This is a genomic window from Roseobacter sinensis (assembly GCF_025755255.1).
GTDB lineage: Bacteria > Pseudomonadota > Alphaproteobacteria > Rhodobacterales > Rhodobacteraceae > Roseobacter > Roseobacter sinensis.
Genome location: NZ_JALIEB010000015.1, coordinates 17,612 through 38,928 on the forward strand (window position 1 = coordinate 17,612; position 21,317 = coordinate 38,928).

At 65.6% G+C, this 21,317-nt stretch carries 19 protein-coding genes; all 19 read right to left on the minus strand.

Annotation, left to right across the window (positions count from 1 at the left end):
* Positions 1-209: 209 nt before the first annotated feature.
* Entirely contained in the window at positions 210-1,811 is a 1,602-nt protein-coding gene (locus tag MUB52_RS18470; RefSeq protein ID WP_263845634.1) for an isochorismatase family protein, read from the minus strand.
* Positions 1,812-1,823: 12 nt separating this feature from the next.
* Positions 1,824-2,672 carry an N-acyl homoserine lactonase family protein gene (locus MUB52_RS18475; RefSeq protein WP_263845635.1) on the minus strand — a complete coding sequence of 283 codons (849 nt, stop codon included), beginning with the start codon at positions 2,670-2,672 and terminating at the stop codon, positions 1,824-1,826.
* The gene (locus tag MUB52_RS18480; RefSeq protein WP_263845636.1) at positions 2,672-3,565 is read right to left on the minus strand and encodes an amidohydrolase family protein; all 894 of its coding nucleotides are present in this window, start codon (positions 3,563-3,565) and stop codon (positions 2,672-2,674) included. Before MUB52_RS18480 ends, MUB52_RS18475 begins: the two co-directional genes overlap by 1 nt.
* A complete protein-coding gene (locus MUB52_RS18485; protein WP_263845637.1) occupies positions 3,562-4,650 on the minus strand; it encodes a vWA domain-containing protein in 1,089 nt (362 codons plus the stop codon). Before MUB52_RS18485 ends, MUB52_RS18480 begins: the two co-directional genes overlap by 4 nt.
* On the minus strand, positions 4,650-5,525 hold the full coding sequence (locus tag MUB52_RS18490; protein ID WP_263845638.1) for an AAA family ATPase: 876 nt from the start codon (positions 5,523-5,525) through the stop codon (positions 4,650-4,652). Before MUB52_RS18490 ends, MUB52_RS18485 begins: the two co-directional genes overlap by 1 nt.
* Entirely contained in the window at positions 5,522-6,550 is a 1,029-nt protein-coding gene (locus tag MUB52_RS18495) for a xanthine dehydrogenase family protein molybdopterin-binding subunit (RefSeq protein WP_263845639.1), read from the minus strand. Before MUB52_RS18495 ends, MUB52_RS18490 begins: the two co-directional genes overlap by 4 nt.
* The gene (locus MUB52_RS18500) at positions 6,550-8,400 is read right to left on the minus strand and encodes a xanthine dehydrogenase family protein molybdopterin-binding subunit (protein ID WP_263845640.1); all 1,851 of its coding nucleotides are present in this window, start codon (positions 8,398-8,400) and stop codon (positions 6,550-6,552) included. The genes MUB52_RS18495 and MUB52_RS18500 overlap by 1 nt, the downstream gene beginning before the upstream one ends.
* A complete protein-coding gene (locus MUB52_RS18505; protein WP_263845641.1) occupies positions 8,400-8,876 on the minus strand; it encodes a (2Fe-2S)-binding protein in 477 nt (158 codons plus the stop codon). Before MUB52_RS18505 ends, MUB52_RS18500 begins: the two co-directional genes overlap by 1 nt.
* Complete coding sequence (locus tag MUB52_RS18510; RefSeq protein ID WP_263845642.1) at positions 8,876-9,661, minus strand: FAD binding domain-containing protein; 786 nt, start codon at positions 9,659-9,661, stop codon at positions 8,876-8,878. Before MUB52_RS18510 ends, MUB52_RS18505 begins: the two co-directional genes overlap by 1 nt.
* Positions 9,658-10,104, minus strand: coding sequence for an SRPBCC family protein (locus tag MUB52_RS18515; protein ID WP_263845643.1), 447 nt, complete (start codon positions 10,102-10,104; stop codon positions 9,658-9,660). Before MUB52_RS18515 ends, MUB52_RS18510 begins: the two co-directional genes overlap by 4 nt.
* An 18-nt stretch (positions 10,105-10,122) precedes the next feature.
* On the minus strand, positions 10,123-10,590 hold the full coding sequence (locus MUB52_RS18520) for a nuclear transport factor 2 family protein (protein WP_263845644.1): 468 nt from the start codon (positions 10,588-10,590) through the stop codon (positions 10,123-10,125).
* 34 nt (positions 10,591-10,624) lie between these two features.
* Positions 10,625-11,062, minus strand: a complete 438-nt coding sequence (locus MUB52_RS18525) for an SRPBCC family protein (protein ID WP_263845645.1) — start codon at positions 11,060-11,062, stop codon at positions 10,625-10,627.
* 1 nt (position 11,063) lies between these two features.
* Positions 11,064-14,273, minus strand: coding sequence for a flotillin family protein (locus MUB52_RS18530; protein WP_263845646.1), 3,210 nt, complete (start codon positions 14,271-14,273; stop codon positions 11,064-11,066).
* Between the two features lie 202 nt (positions 14,274-14,475).
* Entirely contained in the window at positions 14,476-15,303 is an 828-nt protein-coding gene (locus MUB52_RS18535) for a phosphoenolpyruvate hydrolase family protein (RefSeq protein ID WP_263845647.1), read from the minus strand.
* A 5-nt stretch (positions 15,304-15,308) separates the two neighbouring features.
* Positions 15,309-17,456 carry an ABC transporter permease gene (locus MUB52_RS18540; RefSeq protein ID WP_263845648.1) on the minus strand — a complete coding sequence of 716 codons (2,148 nt, stop codon included), beginning with the start codon at positions 17,454-17,456 and terminating at the stop codon, positions 15,309-15,311.
* Entirely contained in the window at positions 17,449-18,222 is a 774-nt protein-coding gene (locus MUB52_RS18545) for an ABC transporter ATP-binding protein (protein WP_263845649.1), read from the minus strand. Before MUB52_RS18545 ends, MUB52_RS18540 begins: the two co-directional genes overlap by 8 nt.
* Positions 18,219-19,280, minus strand: a complete 1,062-nt coding sequence (locus MUB52_RS18550) for a branched-chain amino acid ABC transporter permease (protein ID WP_263845650.1) — start codon at positions 19,278-19,280, stop codon at positions 18,219-18,221. The genes MUB52_RS18545 and MUB52_RS18550 overlap by 4 nt, the downstream gene beginning before the upstream one ends.
* 1 nt (position 19,281) lies before the next feature.
* Complete coding sequence (locus MUB52_RS18555) at positions 19,282-20,307, minus strand: branched-chain amino acid ABC transporter permease (protein WP_263845651.1); 1,026 nt, start codon at positions 20,305-20,307, stop codon at positions 19,282-19,284.
* A gap of 181 nt (positions 20,308-20,488) precedes the next feature.
* Positions 20,489-21,310: a helix-turn-helix domain-containing protein gene (locus MUB52_RS18560; RefSeq protein ID WP_263845652.1), complete on the minus strand. Its 822-nt coding sequence runs from the start codon at positions 21,308-21,310 to the stop codon at positions 20,489-20,491.
* Positions 21,311-21,317 lie beyond the last annotated feature (7 nt).

Consider the following 21,317-nt stretch of genomic DNA (forward strand, 5'->3'; position numbering starts at 1 on the left):
GACTGCAAGGCGTTTCGCGCGCCGGTCGCGACCTCGTCAGGCATCATCGACGTTCGGACCGCCACCGGTACTCAACCACCAGTCTCCAGCTGAAATCTCTGCCCCAGCACAATCAGCGCAGAGGATGGGCACAAGGCCCCTGTCTGCGCGGTCAGGCGCGGTGGCCGATCCGGGCCGCCTGCCTTTGATCTGAACCTTTCGGCCCATCGCTACCCAAGTGCGGCCAGTACGGTATCCGTCGTCGTCACGGCGGCGACGTTCTGCATCGCATAGTTGATCGAGGCGCGGTGCCAGTCGGCATTCATGGTCGAACAGGCGTCATGCGGCACAACCATGCGAAACCCCTTGTCGGCACCGGTGCGGGCCGTGTGCTCGACGCTCATGTTGGTCCAGGCGCCGCAGTTGATAATCGTGTCGCGGCCTCCGTGGTGCAGGTAGCTTTCGAGCCGCGAGGTCTCCCAGGCGCTCATCGACATTTTCTCGACCACCAGATCGCCGGGGGCCGGCTCCAGCCCTGCGGCGGGGGCCACGCCCCAGGTGCCGCGCACCAATGCGTTTTCGCCCTTCAGACCCTGAAACAGCGGCGCATGCTGGGCAAGATAGGGATGCCCCTCCTCGCAGACCATCCAGACATGGATGACCATGACGCCACGTGCCCGCGCGGCCTCGACCAGCCGTTTGGCATTAGCGACCACGTTCTGGGCGCGCGCGTGGTCCGGGCTGCCCGTCGCGGCGAAGGCGCCGCCATCGATCATCACGTCGTTCTGCAGATCCTGCAGGATCAGCGCGGCGCGCGCGGGGTCGATCCGATTGACCGAACCGGCGAGTTGGAGGTCGCCAGTTGAGGCCGCCGCTGTCGCCGCCGGAGCGGCGGCGGGTGCCGGCGCGGCTTTCGGCGTCATGAACCCCTCGGCTTTGCCGGTGGTTTTTGTGCGGACGGAGTAAAGAGACGTGGTCGCGCAGACATAGAGCGTCCCCCAGTCGCTGTCGCCCCAATGCAGGTTCGCCGCCAGCTCCGGCACCGCAATCTCGCCCAGCTTCAGCCCATGAAAATCATAGACCCAGACACCCCCCGGCGCGGTGACAAAGACATTGCCGTCGCGGTCGGCCTTCATGCCATCCGGGACACCGGCGCGCAGCGGCTCGGTGATGCCGCTGGCGAAGATGCGGGCATTCGTCAGCTGCCCGTCCTCGCCCACATCGAACATGCGGATGTTGGCCTGCTCGGTGTCATTGACCCAGATCCAGCGCTCGCAGGGCGAGAAACATAAGCCGTTGGGCTGGGTGAACATGTAGCGGTCGGACACCAGCACCGCCTCGTCGCCCGGCCGATGCCCGGGCGGCAGCATGTAGACGCCCTGAAATCCCATCTGGGTCGGGCGCGGCACGCCGAAATGCTCCATCCGGCCATAGGTCGGATCGGTAAAGAAGATCGCGCCGTCGCGGCGGACCACCACATCGTTGGGTGAATTCAGCTCACGGCCTTCGAAGTGGCTCGCCAGAACTTCGCGCGTGCCATCGGGGCGAAAGCGCGCCACCGACGACGTCGCATGCTCGCAGACGATCAGATTGAGGTCCGCGTCATAGGTCATCCCGTTGCCCTTGTTCGAAGGCTTGAGGATTTCCATGACCCCGCTGCCCGGCACGTACCGGCGCCGCACATCGGCGGGCATGTCGGAAAAGATCAGGCTCTGCTCCACCGGATGCCAGAGCGGGCCTTCGGTGAAGGTGAAGCCGGTGCCGAGCTGGCGCACCGGTTCGTGTTCTTCGATCAGCGTGCGGAACCTGTCGTCGAAGGCTTTATGTGCCATCGGGGCGCCCTCCTACATCGGGAACCAGTCGCGCTTGGCCACCGTCTCGGTCAGCGGTCCCGGCACCTGCATGCCCAGCCGTCCGACCACCTGCTGATGTTCGATCTTGGCGGGCTTGTCGTGAACGGGCAGCAGGAAGGTGTAATTGTTCAGAAGCTTCTTGATCGCGCCCTTCTCCTCGCGCTTGGAGCCTGCGTGGTTGCCGGTCACGCGCGGCTCCATCCAGTTGTTGGTGTGCACATGGTTCACGATCTGATCGTTGAAATCGTAGATCACGTCGCCGCAGATACAGGCGAGGCCCTCCGACGTTTCAACGATTACGTTCATCGAGCCTTCGGTATGCGCGCCCGCAGGCTCGCACCAGACGCCGGGGATGATCTCCTCGGCCTGGGTGATCTCCAGGTCGAGAAAGCGGATCGCCTCTTCCTCGTAGATGCGGTCAACCAGATGTTTGATGTCTGGCTTGGGGTACTGCGGGTACATGATGCCGGAGACGGAGAACTCCATCTCGCGCCGGTTCAGCACCACGGTGGTGTTCATCGGGAAGAGATCATCCTTGCCGGCATGGTCGATGTGCAGATGCGTGTGCAGGATGTAACGGATATCCCCAAGCTTGAGCCCGTGTTTGGCCAGTTGGTTTTCGATCATGTTGTCGTGGAACTGCAGGCCGCGCATGCCGAGGCTCTCCATGATCGCATTGTCGCGATACCCGGTGTCGACCAGCACCGGATAGCTGCCCCCGGTGATCAGGAAGCCGTAAACCGGCACACGCCGGGTCCGTCCGCATTCGTGGCCGAGAACCAGAAAACTCGTCTCTAGCTCGATGTCTCCGTAGTCGAGCACATGGATTTGCAAGGCCATCAGGCGTCTCCCTTCGTTGTCGTCGCGCCGAGCCGGTAGACCCGGACGGCGGTGTCGTTGAAAATCTGTTGCTGGTGGGGTTTCGGGACGGCCTTCCGGAAGGCGGCCCAGAGATCGGCATAGCTCGTCCAGAGCTTCTCGATCGGAAAGTTGGACCCATATATGCAGCGTTCCGCGCCGAACAGCGCGATGGCGTCCTTGACTTGGGCGGTGATGAATTTCGGATCGTTCCTGTGAATGAAGGTGCCGAAGGCCGAGAGCTTGGTGACGACGTTCGGGCAGGCGGCGAGTGCGGTCATCCCCGCCTTCCAGACAGCGACCCCTGTCTTCGACCGATCCTCCAGCATGCCGTTGTGTTGCAGGATGAAGGTCACCTCCGGGCAGGCCCTCGCCAGCGTCACAGCGCCCGCCATCTGGCCGGCAAAGACCTGCAGATCGAAGCTCCATCCATACTCGGCCAGCAGCGCGATCCGCTTTTGTACATCGGTGTCAGTACAGAGGTCAGGCGTCTTGGCAAAGCGATAGGTCGGGTTCTCATGCCAATGAAATTGCTGGCGAATGCCCCTGACACCCGGTATGTCGGCCAGCTTCTTCAGCGTCTTGCCGACATCGCCGCGCGTGAAATCCGCGTAGGCGACGATTGCCATCGGCCAACCGGTGCGATCCGCCTCGGCCTGCACCCACGCCGCCTCATCGACGGCCCAATTGGGCGCCCAGTTGGCCTGGACATAGACCGAGCCCGTGATGCCACTGCCTTGAACATCCGAGAGGTATTCCTCGATCGGATAGTCCCGCTTGATCGCGGCGTAGCTACCGAAGATGCGCGGCTGTTCCGGGCCCAGAAGCCAGGGCAGATCGGCCTGCCGCCAGATATGATGATGCGCGTCGATCATGCCGCCCGCGCCCTGTTCAACAGGTGATCGGCGATTGCCGCGATACTCGCGCCGTCGCTCAGGCGGTCGAGGACCGGCAGGACACTGACCAGCGCCTCGGTTTCCGGCCGGAAGCCGGGATCGGCGGCCAAAGGCGTCAGCCAGTGGAGCTGCCAGCAGAGGCGCGAGAGCCGCCTGACCGCCTCGGTCATGTCAGTCGGGTCGCCGCGCTCCAGCCCGTCCGACAGCACAACCACCAGCGCTCCGCGCGCGAAGCCCGCAAAGCGCGGCACATCGAGAAACGCGGCCAGCGCCGCCCCGATCCGCGTGCCGCCGTCGATATCTGCAATCGCCTCCCCGGCGCGGGCCACGGCCGCCTCGCGATGCGTCAGCCGAAGCGCGGGCGTGATCCGGGTCAGCCGCGTGCCAAGGGTAAAGGCTTCGGCCCGGTCCGCTGCCTGCACCAACGCATGACCGACAGAGAGGTTCCTGTCGGAGAATTCCTTCATCGACCCGGAAACATCGATCAGCAGGATGATCCGCCGTTGCCGCGTCTTGCGCCGCGTCTGAGGCAAGGTCAGAACGTCGCCCTCCTGCCGGGCGGCCTGGCGCAGCGCGCGGCGCAGGTCGATCCGGTCGCCGTGATGTGTCCGCTGCCGACGGTAACTCAGCCGCCGAGGCAGCCGCTTCGGCGCCTCTCGCGCGAGGCGCGCCAGCGCGTCAGACGCCGTCTCGACGATGGCGCGCGTGCCGAGCCGTTCGGTCGCCACCGCCTCACCGCCCCTGGGCTCCGCACTCGTGTCGACCTCAACCTCCTCCGGATCGCCCGTCATCTCGCGGACGTCGACATCGTCCTCCGCGCCCTCGGCTGCCGCAGCAACGACGCGGCCCGAGAAGACAGCATCGAAAATCGCATCGAAGTCCGCGACCCGCTCCGGTGGGATCGCAAAAAGCCCCAGAGCCGCCGAGCGCACATCGCCAATATCGCGCGGCCCGAGCGCACCTACCGCTGCGATGAACCCTTGCGTCTGGTCGGGCGCGACGGGGAAGCCCGCGCTCCGCAACGCCGTCGCCAGTCGGAAGAAGGGAGCAAGCACCTGCCGCATCACGCCGCCTCCCCGGGGAGAAGCTCCGTCAGGCGTGACTCGAGGTAGCCGAGATCGTCATGATCTTTCAGCGCCACCCCGATGGCCCGCCGGAACGCCTCTGGCCAGGGCGCGCCCTGGTCATTGAGCAGCGTCGCCGCCTCGGCCCATTCCACCGTTTCGGCCACGCCGGGCGGCTTTGCCAGCGGTTCGGCGCGCATCAATCCGACCGAAGCCACAACCGCCTCGGCCGTCGCGCGCGCGACGGAGGAGGCGCGCATCAGAACGATATCGGCCTCCAACTCCGGCGACGGGTAGTCGATCCAGTGATAGACACAGCGCCGCCGCAGCGCTTCGTGCAGATCGCGCGTGCGGTTCGAGGTCAGAACGACGATCGGCGGCTCCGCTGCCCGGACGGTCCCGTGCTCGGGGATGGAAATGCTGAAATCGGACAAGAATTCTAGCAAAAACGCCTCGAATTCCTGGTCGGACCGATCGATTTCGTCAATCAGCAACAGGGTCCGCGTCGGATTGCGAAGCGCTGCCAGCAGCGGTCGCTCCTGCAGAAACCGTTCGCCGTAGAGATCGGTTTCGGGCGATTGGCGCAGGGCCAACATCTGGCGTGGGTAATCCCACTCGTAAAGTGCTGCAGCCGCGTCGATCCCCTCATAGCACTGCAGCCGGATCGCCTGCCGCCCGAACACGCCTGCCAGGGCCTTTGCGGCTTCCGTCTTGCCGACCCCCGGCGCGCCCTCCAGCAGGATCGGTTTGCCCAACGCCAACCCAAGATACATCGCCGTCGCCAAGGGCTCCGACGCGATGTACTGCGCGTCGCGCATGGCAGCAGCCAGCGCCTCGGGAGAGCCGATGCCAACGATATCGCGCCGCACGCTCATGCCCCGGGCCTTCCTTGCGGCTTCGCCCCGCCATTGGCCTCGATACCGCGCAGGATCTTCTCCGGCGTGATTGGCAGCTTGTCCACGCGCACTCCGACCGCGTTGTAGACCGCGTTGGCAATGGCCGGCAGCACCGGGTTGGCGCACATCTCGCCGGGCCCCTTGCCGCCATAGGGCGCATCCTCCGCGGGGCGTTCCAGCACCGCGATGTTGTGCGGCACGATCTCGCCCGGCCCCGGCATCAGGTAGCTGTTGAAATCCTCCGGCCCGTGGGCGCGGTCGGGGTAGTATGGCTCCGTCGTTTCGTAGAGCGCATGGCTCACCCCCATCCACGCGCCGCCGATCAACTGCTGCTCGACCAGCTTGGGGTTGAGCGCGCGGCCCACCTCATAGGCCGAATTGATCTCGGTCACCTCGACCTCGCCGGTCTCGTCATCCACCGTCAGGTCGATCACCAGCGCGGCATGGGCATAGGTGGTGACGGGCGACATCTCCCCGGTATCGGGATCGACGCCCGAAGGTTCGATCAGAAAAATGCCCCGTCCCGATAGGGTCTTGCCCTGCTTGAATTGCGCCGCAATGGCGGTTTCGGCGACGGTGATGGTCCGCGACGGCGCGCCTTTCACATGGATGTTGCCTTGCCCGTCGGTGTCGAGGTCGGTCGCGGAGACCTCAAGCTCCTCGGACGCGGCGTCCATCATCTGCGCCCGGGCCTCACTGGCGGCGCGGATCACAGCGTTGCCGACCCGGTGCGTGCCGCGCGAGGCGAAACTCCCCATGTCGTGCGGGCCGGTGTCGCTGTCGGCGGTGTCGACGTGGACGTCCTCCAGCGGCACGCCGAGCGCCTCGGCGGCGATCTGGCGGGTGACCGATTTCATACCCTGGCCAAGGTCGATCGCGGACAGCGTAACCATGAACTTGCCGTCGGGCGTGGCATGCACGAGCGCCTGTGCCGGATCACCGCCGAGGTTCATGCCGATGGGATAGTTGATGCAGGCGAAGCCACGTCCAGGGTGAATGGCCATCAGCGCCTCCTCGATCCGGAGAGGAACCGCGACACGCCGGGACGCCGGACGCCCTGACGAAAGGGCGTGTCGGGCTCATAGGGTTTCGGTTGCGCGGGTTGCAGCTGAGGCATGGGTTGCGGAGGCGCGGCAGCAGGCCGTGCCTCCGCAGGCGGCGAAGATGTTGCGGGCGGCGCCGCCGTGGGGCGCGAGGGCGCCGTGGCTGGGGTCGGCGTGTCGGGAGCGCGGGCGGGCACAGTCGGCGAAGCCGCTGGGGCAGCATCGCGCTCCGGCGCGACCCGGTGTCCGACCCGTTCCGCCAGTTGCTGCATATCCGGCCTCTGCACCGGAACGGCCTTGTGATCGCGGCCATGGGTCCCGGCGGGCAAGCGTTTCGTACCTTTCGCAGGCCTGGCCGACGGCATGCGGCCCGCCTTGCGGTCGCCGATCCGGCCGTCCTCGTCGAGCGCGGTCTCGGGGATCGCCTGCCGGTCCGCCGTGGTGCCCGTCTTGGACGACGCCGCCATGTCCTCGGGCGACACGCGCCACCCGGCCTTGCCGGCCGCCACCTGACAGCATTCGACCAGCGCGCAGTTCTTGGCGCGCCGCCTGTGGGCCTTCATGTCACCGTCGCGATAGGCATTGAGAATGCGCAGGTGGATCGGATCCGCACCCACCGCCTCCGCCACCCGGTCCATGTGGCATTCGATGGCGAAATCCACACCGGTGATGCCGAAACCCCGCATCGCGGTGGCGGGCGTGCGATTGGTGTAGACGCAGAACACGTTCGAGGCGACGTTCGGGATCGAATACGGTCCCGGCAGGTGCCCGGTGCCCTTGGTTCCGGCATATGAGGACAGCCGCGTATAGGCGCCCGCATCAAAAAAGCCGGTGAATTGCCGCGCGACGATGCGCCCGTCGGCCATGACGCCGTCCTTGATGATCCAGCGCTCGGCGCCGCGCGGTGCGCCGACCTGCATCTCCTCCTCGCGGTCCCACTGGAACTTGACCGGTTTGCCGGTCAGCACCGCGCCAAGCACCGCCATCGGCTCGGTCAGGCTGTCGACCTTGCCGCCGAAGCCGCCGCCGACGGTACCGCCAATGAAATGCAGCTTCGAGGAGGGCATATCCAGAAGCTTCGCCGTGGTTCCCAGCGAGAAGAACAGCGCCTGGGTGCCGGTGTGGCAGACATAGCGTCCGGACGTCTCGGGCGCGGCGATGGCGCCACAGGTCTCGATCGGCGCCTGTTCGATCGGCGACATCTCATACGTAGCCTCCACGATCCGGTCGGCCTGAGCAAACCCCGCCTCGACATCGCCGAAGCGCAGTTTCACGTGGTCGTAAGGCGCGTAATCGAAACAGTTGTTCGGGTATTCCTCGTTCACCACCGGGGCGCCGGGCGTCAGCGCCTCCTCGACGTCGAGCACATGCGGCAGCACCTCCCAGTCGACCCGAACAGCCGCGCAGGCCGCACGCGCCTGCGCCTCGGTCTCGGCGATGATGGCCAGCACCGGCTCACCCTTGTAGGCAACCTTGCGGTCGGCAATCAGCTGCTCGTCGTCGCGCCCGAAGCCGATGAGCGACAGGAGCGTGTTGATGTTGTGCGGCACGTCCGAGGCGCGCACGACGCGGCGCACGCCCGCCATGCGTTCGGCCCCGGCACTGTCAATGGACCGCACCCGCGCGTGGTGATGCGGCGAGCGCACGCAGCGCATGTGCAGAAGCCCGTCAAACAGGTGATCATCATAGTACGCGGTCCGGCCACGGACGTGCCCCTCGATGTCCTGCCGAAGCTTCGGCTTGCCGATCTCGTTGAGATTGTCGTCGCGTTCGTCGGCAAAAAGATCCTTGCGAAACTCGATGGAAGACATCAGGCCGCCCCCCTCTGTCCCGAGGCCGCCAAAATCGCGTCCACGATGGGCTCATAGCCGGTGCAGCGGCAGAGGTTGCCGCTGATCGCTTCGATCACCTCGTCGCGCGTGGGCTGCGGGTTGCGGTCCAGAAGCGCCTTCGCCGCCATCAGCATCCCCGGCGTGCAGAAGCCGCATTGCGCCGCGAAGCCCTCCATGAAGGCCGTTTGCAGCGCGGTGAGCCCGGGCCCATCCGCCATCCCGCCGGTGGTGCGGACCTCCCTCCCCTCCACAGTGGCGGCCAGCGTCAGGCAGCCCAGGTGCGGCGCCCCGTCGATCAGCACCGTGCAGGCGCCGCAGGTGCCCTGCCCGCATCCGTATTTCGGCGAGATGTCCCCGGCGCCGCGGCGCAGCACATCGAGCAGGTTTGCAGCCTCCTCGACGAACAGCCCGGTCTCGCGGCCATTGAGGGTGAAGCGGACAGGTGTCTGGGCCATCAGGAACGCTCCAAAAGCAGACGGGACAGGTGGACGGGCGCGACGCGGTCGCGGTACCAGGACGACGCAAGCGCATCGTCGGGAGGCGCGAGCCCGTCGGTCGCGACCGTCAGCGCCCGCGCGATCCCGGCCTCGTCCAGCGTCTTGCCCTCAAGCGCCGTCTCAGCCGCCTTGGCGCGCAGCGGTGTCGGCCCCATGGCGCCGAAGGCGATGCGCGCGCGTTCGACCCGGCTGCCAGACAGCGTCAGGTTCGCCGCGATGGACATGAGCGACACGCCTTTGGGCTTCGTCCGCGACACCTTGCGGAACCGGAACCCACCACGTGCGGGCGGAACGAAGGACACAGCCGTGACAAGGCCCGAGGCGCGATCGCGCCCTGCAAGGAAGCTTTCGATCTCCTCCTCGCGGCCGCCCGCCCAGTGCACCCGCGCGTCGAGCGCCAGAAGCGCTGCCGCGAAATCGCCGTAGGGATGCGGCGCGAAAAGATTGCCTCCGACCGTCGCCATATTGCGGATCGCCGGGCCGCCGACAGACCGCGCGGACGGGGCGAGTGCGGCAAGCTCGGCGCGCGCCGCAACAGCGGCCATGGTCACTCCGGCGCCGAGCGTGATCCGTGACATCTCGATGCGGATCTCCTTCAGGGAGGCATCGGTGATCCGCAGGATCTCGGTGACCGTCTCGGGCCGGTAGTTGACCTCGCGCATCAGAAGCGTTCCGCCCCCCAGCACGTGCCCGCGTTCCGAAACGGCCTCCGCCACAGTCGCCAGTGTCCGAACCGTCGTCATGTGCCCTCCAGCCCCATGCTGGCCCGGACCGCATCGAACCCGGCCTGATAGATGCCCTCGCCCACCAACTCACCCAATTCGGCCTCTCGCCCTTTCGGCGTGTCAAACCGGCTCTCCCATTCCCAGAAGGTCGCGTCGCGGTCGGTCACCGGCATCAGCCGGATATGGGCGACGTAGTTCAGAAGCGGCACCGGGGTCTCCAGCAGGCAGTAGCTGAAGGTTGTCTCGAGATCCGAAAGGGTCAGCAACTGCTCGCGCAACTCGGCCCCGTCCTCCAGTTTGAACCGGCGCACGCAGCCCACCTTGTCGGAGGGTTGGCCGCGCTCGATCTGGCTGGTCGCGATGGCCGGGTGCCACCGGTCATGGCCGTTGAAATCGCGCAGCACGTCCCATACCGCGTCGAGCGGTGCGTCGAGGATCGTGCTGCGGATGATCTTGACCATGACCGGCGCGCTCCCAACCTACTCCGCAAACTTCATGTCGGCCGGATCGAAGGTCGTGACCTGCACGTACATCAGCCCGTCCCGGGTGACGTAGGCGTCGGCCCCCTTGTAGGGCTCGGCCAGCCAGTCTGCCTCGACCCGCCAGGAAACGTTGACCGTCTCCCCCACGGTCTTGACCTTCTCGGCAACGAAGGTGGCGCCGAGGAATCCACCGTCGGCGCGCGGCGTGCAGAAGCCCGCGAAGACGTCGCCGATGGCCGCGCGGCCCTCGACCCAGACCCCATTCGGCAGGATGATAAGAACCTCTTCGGGGTACTGCGCCATCAGCCGGTCCCAGTCACAGGCGTTGAGCGCGTCGATATGCTCGAAAGTCACCATCTCTGCGTTGGGCTGGAGCGCCAGCGGAGGCAACGTCATGTCATGCGCCTCGCCAAGGGCGGCGGTGGCCGCGAGGCCGGCGGCAAGTGCGGTGAGTGTGGTCTTCATGAGGTCCTCCTCCTCTGCGGACGACGCGGCGCGCCTATCCTCCGAAATGCCGTTTGAGGGCGTCGAAGCCCCCCTGGAACACATCGCGACCGATCCCCTCGACCAGATCGGTCTCATCTTCCGGCGCTGTCGCGAACTCCGCCGACCATTCGATGAAACAGCGGTCTCCGTCCGTCACCGGGGTCAGACGAAGGGTGGCGATGTAGTCGGAGAGCGGCATCGGGCTTTCCAGGATCTCGTAGGTGCAGAACATGTCATAGTCGCTGAGCCCCAGAAGCCGTTCGCGCAGCCGGTCGCCGTTCTGCAGCGTGAAATTCCGGATACACCCCACCTTGTCGGACGGAAGCGCATCCTCGATGCGGCTGTCGCGGATGCGCGGGTGCCAGCGGGGCAGCGCGTTGAAGTCGCGCACCCGCTCCCAGACCTTGGCCGCCGACGCGCCGATCACCGAAGAGACATAGACCCGTGCCATGTCAGGATTTGTCCTTCTTGTCGTCGTCGGACTTGGCCTGCGCCGCCTTGGCGCGGGCGAGTTCCGAACTTGCGCGCGTCATGTCCGAGGCGGAGCGGATGATGTCGGATTTCGCGACATTGCTGCCGTCGATGCCGATCTCCTGCATCAGGCTGTCGACGAAGGGGGCCTGCACCCGGTAGCGCAGGGCGGAGTTCATCACCTCGTCGGTCGGGCTGCCACCGCCGCTGCCGCCATGGCCACCGCTGCCGCCACCCGCCCAGTCGAGCCCCTGGGTGCCGGAGCCGCCGAGCTGCATGATCTTGATGTCGCTGACCTTCTCCAGCGGCTTGACGCTGGCGGCGACGATGCCTTCCACATGCTCCAGCATCTTGCGCTTGAAGAGCGAATGCCGCGCCTCGTCGGTGAGCACGTTCTCGGCTTCGTTGATCAGCTTGGCGGCTTCGGCTTCGACGACGCTGCGCACCTTCTCGGCCTCCGAGATCAGGCGGGTGCGTTCCGCCTCCTTCTCGGCGCGCAGGATGTCGAGGGATTTCTCGCGGCTGACGCTCTCGGTCTCGGCGGCGGTCTTGGCCTTTTCGGCGGCCTCGAGCGCGCGGGCCTTGGCGTTCTCGGCCTCGACAGCCGCGGCGCTTTCATCGAGCGATTTCTGATAAAGTGCGATGGCTTTCTCCATCGTGGCTTCTTCGACGGCCTTTTCGCGGGCAATCTCCAGCTTGCGCCGGTCGGTCTGGTGACCGATGCGCGCGTCATCCAGCCCGCGTTCGGAGGCGATGCGGGCGCGTTCGACCTCCTCCTGGCTTGCGATCTCGGCCTCCCGCAGCGCCTGGACGCGGGCGATTTCGAGCTGTTCGAGCGCCGTCTTGCGGTCGAGTTTCTTTGCATCCAGTTCCTGCTCCGCCGCGATCTTCTCGGCATCGACGGTCTTGGCCTTCGCCACGCGGGCGGCCTCGATGGCCGCGTCGGCGGCGATCTGGGCGGCGTCCATCGCCTTGTTGCGTGCGATTTCCAGCTCGCGGATGCGCTGGTCGCGTGCGATCTTCTCCGAGGTGGTCTCGGCCTCCTTCTCGATCCGCTGCTGGTCGACCAACCGGCGCGACGAGATTTCGGCGGCCTCGATGGCCTCCTGCTTCTCGATCTCGCGGGATCGGATCTCGGCATCCTTGGCGATCTGCTTGGCGCGGGTGCGCTTTTCTTCCTCGATCCGGGCCCCGGCCACCTCCTCGCTTGCGGCGACATTGGCGACGTCCACGGCGCGGTTGCGGGCAATCTCGCGCTCGCGGAGGTCCTGCTCGTAGGCAATCCGCTCAGCCGCGACCTTCTTCTCCTTGGCGATGCGGGCCGCCTCGGTGGCCTCGGCGCGCGCAATCTCCAGCACCTCCAAAGCCTTCTGACGTGCCACATCGCGCTGCTTGGTCGACTCCTCGCTCTCGATCCGCTTGACGGCAAGCTTGGCATCCTGCGCGATCCGCGCTGCCTCGACCGCCTCACGCGCGGCGATCTCGGCTTCATCGATGACCTTGTTCCGGGCAATCTCGAGGGCGCGGACACGTTCCTCCTGTGCGATCCGGTCGCGCGAGGTGGCCTCCGTTGCCTCGATCTGCGCGGCATCGAGCGCACGTTGCCGCTCGATCTCGCGGGCGCGGGTATCCTGCTCGGCCGCGATGCGGTCAGCGGCCAGCGCCTTCTCGCGCGCGATGCTCGCGGCCTCGGTCGCCTGCTTCGAGGCGATCTCGGCTTCCTCCAGGACCTTTTGGCGCGAAATCTCCAATTCACGCGTCGCCTTGTCGGCGCTGATCCGTTCGGCGTTGATCACGCGTTCCTGCGCGATCCGTAATTTCTCGGACGCCTCGCGTGCCGCGATGGTCGCCTCGTCGACGGCAAGGTTGCGTGCAATCTCCTTCTCGCGGGTCGATTGCTCGAGCGCGATGCGCGCCTCGGTCACCTCACGCTCCTGCGCGATCTTCGCCTTCTCGATCACCTCGGTGGCCGCGATGCCGGCCTCGTCGATGCTGCGCTTGCGCTCGATCTCCTTGGCCTGCGTTTCGCGCTCCTTGTCTATGCGCGCCTCGGTGATCGCACGTTCCTGGGCAATGCGCGCCTTCTCGATCGCTTCCTTGGCAGCGATGTCGGCGGCCTGGGTGTCCTTGTCCGACTTGATGCGGGTCTCTGACAGCACCCGTTCCTGGCTGATCCGCGCCTTTTCCACCGCCTCGCGCGTGGCGATCTCGGCCTCGTCGAGCACCTTCTGGCGCTCGATCTCCTGTGTGCGGATCTTGCGTTCGGAGGCGATACGGGCCTCGGCGATCATCTCCTCATTGGCGATGCGTGCTTTTTCGATGGCTTCGCGGCTCACCAGCGTCGCCTCCTCACCCTCCTTCTCACGCTGGGAGCGTTCGCGGGCCAGTTCAGCACGCTGTTGGGCGCGGCGGAATTCGATCTCGCGCTCCTGCTCCAGGCGCGCCTCCTCGGACTGTTTCTCGATCTCCAGCGACTGCTTCTCCGCCTGCAGGTTGCGCTCGCGGATCTGGATCATCGTGTCCTGTTCGATGTCGTTTCTGAGCTTGCGCCGCGCCTCGACTGACTCGATCACGCTCGTCAGACCAATGGCGTCGAACTGGTTCGATGGATTGAAATACTGGATGTCGGTCTGGTCGATATCGGTGACCGCGACGCTTTCGAGCTCCAGCCCGTTCTTGTCGAGCCCCTCCTGGGCCAGCTCGGCCACACGGGCGGTCACCTCGGTGCGCTTCGAATGCAGCTCCGCCAGGGTCATCTCAGCCGCGACGGTGCGCAGCGCGGAGATGAACTTGCCTTCGAGCAGCCGGTTCAGGCGTTCAGGCTCCAGCGTGCGCCGGCCCATGGTGGAGGCCGCGAGGCTCACGGCCTCGCGGGTCTGCTTGACGCGCACGTAGAATTCGGCGTCCACGTCCACGCGCAGATTGTCTGCGGTGATCAGCGCCTGCTCCCTCGCCCGCGTCACGGCGAGATCGAGCGAGTTCATGTTCACGGGTGTGATGTCGTGGATGATCGGCCAGACGAAGGCGCCGCCGTCGATCACCACGCGTTCGCCCAGGAAGCCGGTGCGCACGAAGGCGACCTCCTTGGTCGAGCGGCGGTAGAGCCAGTTCATCACCCAGTAGAGGATGAAGACAACGATGACCGCGAGGATCAGCCAGAGAATGAGTTGTCCGATGATTTGTCCGGTCATGAGGTTTCTCCCGCTTCAAGGGCAATCTTCCGCGCGGACCCGGCGCGCATGCACCAAGCCCGACCTCCCCCCCGGGAGGACTTTCGGTGATGTCGCGCGCAACTTGCGCGCCATGGATGCTTTGAGCGGCCGCGCATCGTACGTGCCGCTCGGAGCCCACTCGAGGTAGGGCTTGGCGCCTGCGCTATGTTGGTCTGCCCCATCATGCCCTCCCGATTGCCTTGAAGGCCGCGGTCTGCTCACGTAACGCGATCTCGGTCGGCAGGCGCTCCATTGAGGAGGCGCCGTAGAAGCCGTGGCAGTTCTTGGTGTTCTTCAAAACGAAATCCGCGTCCTGGGGCATCGCAACCGGCCCGCCATGGACCAGCACGATGGCGTCGGGGTTCACGTCGAGCGCCGCGGCGGCCCATGTGTCGGTGAGACCCGGCGCATCCGCCAGGGTCACCGCCGTATCCGCCCCGATCGCACCGCCGGTGGTCAGACCCAGATGCACGACGATGATGTCGGCTCCGGCCTTCGCCATGGCGGCTGCGTCTTCTTCCGAGAAGACGTAAGGCGTTGTCAGCATGTCCTTTTCATGGGCCATCCGGATCATCTCGACCTCGTGGTGGTACCCCATCCCGGTCTCTTCCAGGTTGGCGCGGAAAGTCCCGTCGATCAGGCCCACGGTCGGGAAGTTCTGGACGCCGGAGAAGCCCGCCGCCTTCACCTGATCCAAAAACTTGTCCATCAACCGGAAGGGGTCGGTGGCGCAGACGCCCGCCAGAACCGGTGTCTTCTTGACGACAGGCAGCACCTCGCCCGCCATCTCCATCACCACGCCATTGGCATCGCCATAGGGCATGAGCCCGGCGAGAGAGCCGCGCCCGGCCATGCGATAGCGACCTGAATTGTAGATCACGATCAGGTCGATGCCGCCCGCTTCCTCGCATTTCGCCGAGAGGCCAGTTCCGGCCCCGCCGCCGATGATCGGCTCACCCCGGTCGCGCATGGCACGGAATTTCGTCATCAGGTCGCTACGGTCGAACATGGCGGTCAGGCTCCTCTGGCGGTGCGGCGCGGGGCGGCGTGGAAAGACCGGAAGGTCTTGACGACCAGCTCGGCAAATTCGGGATCGTTGATGTTGTGCGGCACCCGGACGAGCTGACGGTTCGCGGTGTTCCGGACGGTCTCTTCAAGGGTGCGGAACAGCGCACGGTCAGCCTCCGGATCCCAGAACGGCTGGCCAGGTGCGTCGAGCAGACTGACACCGCCTTCGGGCAGGAAGAAGCGGACGGGGCCGGTCATCTGGTTCAGTTTCTCGCCGATGAACCGCGCCATCCGGACGTTTTCCTCAGGCGTGGTGCGCATCAGCGTGATTTGCGGATTGTGCTCGTAGAAAAGCCGGCCCTTGTATCTCTCGGGCACGGTTTCGGGGGCGTTGAAGTTGACCATGTCGAGCGCGCCGCAGGACCCGATGAAGGGCAGACCGGCGCGGATCGAAGCGTCGAAGCGATCCTCTGTTGCGGCGAAGACGCCACCGGCAACCATGTCGCAGACCTCGGTTGTCGTGAGATCAAGTATCGCCGACAACAGACTGGAGTCCATGAGTTTTTCCATGGAGCGGCCGCCGACGCCGGTGGCATGGAAGACAAGGCAGTCGTAGTCGTCCTCGAGTGCCTGGGTCACCATCTGCACGCAGGGTGTGGTGACGCCGAACATGGTGATGCCGACGGCGGGTCTGTCGTCCGTCTCCGGGGGCGCGACCTGGCGGGCGCGGACCATCCCCGCGAGCGCGTTGGCGCCATTCGCCAACACCTCGCGTGTGATCGAATTGAGCCCTTGCACGTCCGCGACCGAGTACATCATCGTGATGTCCGAAGGACCTACGTACTGTTCTGTGTTTCCGCTCGCCACGGTCGAGACGATCAGCTTGGGCACGCCGACGGTCGTTGTCCGGAAGCCCGGCGCGACCAGCGCCGTGCCACCCGAGCCCCCCGCCGAGAGCAGACCCGCAACATCGGTGCGCGACGCAACCCAACGCTCGAAGGCGCGGGTCATGCCGGCAACCGCCGTGCCCCGGTCGCCGGTGAAGACCGCGCCCGCGCCGCGCGGGTGGAATCCGGCCACCACATGGGGCGGGATGTCCGCACCGGAGGCGCCGCCCGAGGTCGAAAGGTCGACCAGCGTGACCGGCAGCCTGTGGCTCCGGACCACATCCGCCATGTAGCGCAACTCGCGCCCCTTCGTGTCGAGCGTGCCGCAGACATAAACGGTGCCGCGGGTGTGCGGCCCGACCGCCTGCGGCATCGGCACGACAGTCGCGGCTTTGGGCGCCTCCGTGACGGTGCGCGCCGACTGTTCGATCACCCGCACCGGGACAGGCCTGGTCCAGCGGGTCGGAACGTTCGGGTTTGAGACATAGATCTTGGTGATCTTGGCCTCTGTCTGCCCCTCCTCTGCCGTTCGCTCCGGCGTATCGGTCTCGTCATGGGCGTGGCGCCCCACGCCCAGAAGCGCCTGCTGCAAATCGCGGTCTCCGGCGAGAATGCCGCTGTCCATGACGCGGTTGATCCGCCCGTTGACCATGATCGCCACGTTGGACGCGACGGCGCAGGCGACGCCGATGTTCTGCTCGATGACCAGGACGTCGATGTCGCCTTCCCGTCCGAGGCGGATCAGCAGATCCTCCAGCTGGCGCACGATGACCGGGGCCAGCCCTTCGGTTGGCTCGTCCATCACCAGAAGGCGCGGGTTCAACAGAAGCGCGCGGCCGATGGCCAGCATCTGCTGTTCGCCGCCGGAGAGCTGCCCGCCCCCGTTCTGCCGCCGCTCGGCAAGCCGCGGGAAGACGGAATAGACCCGCTCGGCCGACCATGCACCGCCCGCCTTCTCCACCAGCTTCAGATGCTCGTCGACGGTGAGCGACCGCCAGAGGCGACGGCCTTGGGGGACATAGCCGATGCCCATCCGCGCAATGTCCGACGGGCTGCGGCCCACCACCGCCTGCCCGTGGAAGGAGATCGTGCCGGAGGCAGCCGGTACGAGGCCCATGATCGCTTTGCATAGGGTCGTCTTGCCCATGCCGTTGCGACCGACGACGGAGAGAACGCCCGAAGGCAGCTCGAGATCGACGCCCTGAAGCGCGTGGGAATGGCCGTAATAGACATTGAGGTCGCGGATATCGAGAACCGGGCTAGGCACTGTCGTCTCCCCCGAGATAAAGCGCCTGAACCTCCGGATCTTCCTCGATTTCGGCGGGCTTGCCCTCTTTGAAGATGCGCCCGTTGTGCATCATCGTGACGTAGTCCGAGACGCGCAGCGCCACGTCCATATCGTGCTCGATGATGATGTAACCGATGTGAGCCGGCAGCCCGGTCAGGATGTCGACCAGTTCCCGCCGCTCGGTTGGCGACAGACCCGCGGCCGGCTCATCGAAGAGAATGAAACGCGGCGCTCCGGCCAGCGCCATGGCGACTTCCAACTGGCGTTGCTGACCGTAGGACAGATCGCTCACCCGGGTCTCTGCCACGTCGGAGAGATGCACGGTGTCGACCAGGTCCTCGGCCGTTGCAACCAGCGGGCTGCTCCGGCGCGGGCGCAGGAAGGAGAACCGGCCGCGCGACACGCCGAGGCATGCGAGATACACGTTGTCGAGCACCGTCAACCCGGTGAAGAGCAGCGAGATCTGGTAGGTGCGCCGCAACCCGCGCCGGATGCGCTCCTGTGCCGGGAAACCGGTCACATCCTCCCCGAAGAAGCGGATCGCGCCGTCGGAGGGGGGGAAGTCACCGGTGATGCAGTTGAAAAGCGTGGTTTTTCCGGCGCCGTTCGATCCCAGGACCGCACGTCGCTCGCCGGGCTGCACGGTCAGGTCGATGTCGGAAAGCGCGGCAAGCGCGCCAAACCGCTTGGAGACGGCGCGAAGCTCCAGCGCGTTTTCGGTACCTGTGGAGACGCGCGCGGTCATGGCCGCGCTTCCCCGGTCAGCGGATCGCGCTGGCGGCTCTCGCGCAGTTTTTGCCAGAGGCCAAGCAGCCCGTCAGGTGAAAAATAGACAACAGCAAGAAAGCCCAGCCCGATCAGAAGCTGGAATCGGTCGCCCGAAAGGCCGAGCGCGATCAGCACATCGACGGCAAAGGTCTTGAGCAGCACGTAGAGAAACGCGCCGATGAACGGGCCGATTGGATGGCGCAGACCGCCCACGACGGCGATCACCAAGATGTCGATGGCGGGCGCGATGCTGATCGTCCCGGGGCTGATCTGCGCTGACTGCCAGGCGAGAAGAATACCGCCGATCCCCGCAATCAGGCCGGAAAAAGCATAGGCTGCAACCCGATGCGCGGTGACGTTAAACCCCAGGGCCGCCATCCGCCGTGGGTTGTCGCGCACGCCTTGCAGCGACAGCCCGAACGGTGCACGCGAAAGATAGAGGATCGCGAAGTAGGCCGCTGCGGCCCAGAAAAGTGTGAGGTAATAGAAGGCTTCCGGGCCGCGCCAGTTGACCCCGAAGAGCTGCGGCGGCAGGACCGAGTTGAACCCTTGGAAGCCGTTGAAGATCTCGTAGTTCTGGCGCGTGAAGTAGAAAAAGGCGGCCGCAATCGCCAGCGTTATCATGATGGTATAGATGCCCTCGGTCCGCACCGCGAGCCAGCCGATGACGGTGGCGAAAAGCACCGCGATGATCAGCGCGAGGGGGATCGTGATGAACCAGGGCCAGCCCATGGAGATCGTGTCGATGGCACTGGTCCCGAAGATCGCGACCATGTAGCCCGCCACGCCCGCAAAGGTGAGTTGGGCCAGGCTCACCATGCCTCCGTAGCCCGCCAGAAACATGAGCGACGATGCGATGATGCCGAGAATGAAGGTCCAGCCCATGATCTGGAACATGAAAAAGTTCGACGCGAAGCTCGGCAGGATCAGCAGCAGCACGCCCACCACCCAATAGGCGCCGGGGATGCGTTCGATCCAGTAGGGCTCGGGGTTTCTGCGGGCCTTGTCGACCGGGCTGACCGTCACATCCGCCATGTCACGCCCGCCCCAGCAGGCCCTGTGGGCGGAAGGCCAGCACGAGCACCATGATCAGGAAGGTCAGCACCACGGCATAGGTCGGGAAATAGACCGAACCGAATTGCTCGGCGAGGCCGATAATCAGCGCGCCAAGCGCCGCACCGGGGATCGAGCCCATGCCGCCGACGATCACGACGACGAGGGAGGCGAGAAGAAATCGGATGTCCTCGCCCGGCGCGATGGACTGGAAGGTGCCGCCCACAACGCCTGCCAGTCCGGCCAGCCCGGCCCCGAAGGCGAAAACACCGACAAAGACAAGCTGGATCCGTGCGCCCGTGGCGCTCAGCATGTCGCGATCGTCGACGCCCGCGCGGATCAGCATACCCACGCGCGTCCGATTGAGCAGCAGCCACATGGCGATGCCGATCACCACGGAGGCCAGGAAAATGACGATGCGGACCATCGGATAGGTCAGCGTGGAGGTCACCACCTCGCCCGAACTGCGGACACGCTGCGACGTGATGATTCCGGTTTCCATCGGGCCCGACAGCCAGCCGGGCGGCGTGATGTTGAAGAAGTCACCCCCGAAGAACCAGAGCATCAGGTCGGCGAGGACGATGGAGATGCCGATGGTGACCAGCGTCTGGCGCAAGTCCTCACCCTCCATCCGGCGGAAGACGACGAGTTGCAAAATGACGCCGAACATGGCGACGAGCAGAAAGGCGACCGGAAAGGCGAGCAGCCAGAGCCCGGTCCAGTCAGCGACGAAGAAGCCGATATAGCCGCCCATCAGGTAGAGCGAGCCATGCGCGAGGTTCACGTTCCGCATCAGCCCGAAGATGAGAGTGAACCCCGAGGCCACCAGGAAATAGAGCCCGCCCAGCGTGATGCCGTTGAAAAGCGCGTTGAGGAAGATCTTCTTCCGCCCGATCGCCTCGACCAGCCACTCGGGCCAGATCGCGAAGATCAGATAGAGCAGGATGAGCACGGCGAGCCCAAGGATGGCCGACCACCACGGGTGGCGCTCGGCGAACCGGCGGATCATGTGCCGCTGCGGCCCCTGTGACCGCCCTTTCCTATCCGGCTAGGTGTCTTGCGCAAGACGCTGTCCTCCCCTCACGGTCCGAAACCGTGCGAGAACAGGCTAGCCGCCCCCCTTCGAAACGGCCGTATCGAAAAGTCTTTCGCAGTGCCTCAGTGTCGGTAAATCGGTGCTGCGGGTGCGCTCAGCTGACCATGGCGGTGCGCCTGTAATCGGTCGGTGCGATGCCAACGTTCATTGCGAAGAACCGCGTGAACGAGGCCTGCGAGGCGAAGCCCAGATCGACAGAGATTTCCGTCACGCTCTTCTCCGTCTGGGTCAGGTCCTCGATAGCGCGTTCCGAGCGCAGCGTATTGAAATAGACGTTCGGTGTGACGCCCGTCTGTTTCTTGAAAAGCTTGAAGAAATGCGGGCGTGACAGGCCGACCTCGCCGGCGAGGCTGTCGAGGCCGACGTGGTTTTCGAGGCATTCGAGCATCAGCCTCTGCGACTTCCGGATCCGGTAGTCGCTGAAGCGCCCCATCAAGCCGACAGGTGTCGGCCGTTCCCGCCCCGCCCAGGTCGCCTCGTAGCACTTCGTCGTCAGATCAATCAGCAGCGAGTCGATGCAAAGCTCGGTGCCGTCCGACAGCATCAGCCCCGCCAGCCTCTGAACGGTGGCCGCAAGGTCCGCTGTCAGCGCCAGGCGCGGGCGCCCGAAATTGAGCGCGAACTCCGCCGACTGCGAGTTTTCGAGAAACCACATCGGCTTGATATAGAGGACAAGGCAGAGGCAGGACGCGCCCGACATCGGGTCGAAGTAATGCGGCTCCCACGGGCTGACCGCGACGGCGGTTGCCCGGTTGAGGGGGATGATCTCGTTGCAGACCTGCGTTTTCGCATGGTTGCCGGCAATGTAGAAGATCAAGTGCCCCTCGCGGTGGGCGTGCGTCGTGATAGGCCGGTCAAGGTCGTAGATCGCGGCTCGACCGAACTCACCGTGACTGACGGCAAGAGCCTGGCTCATCGAATTG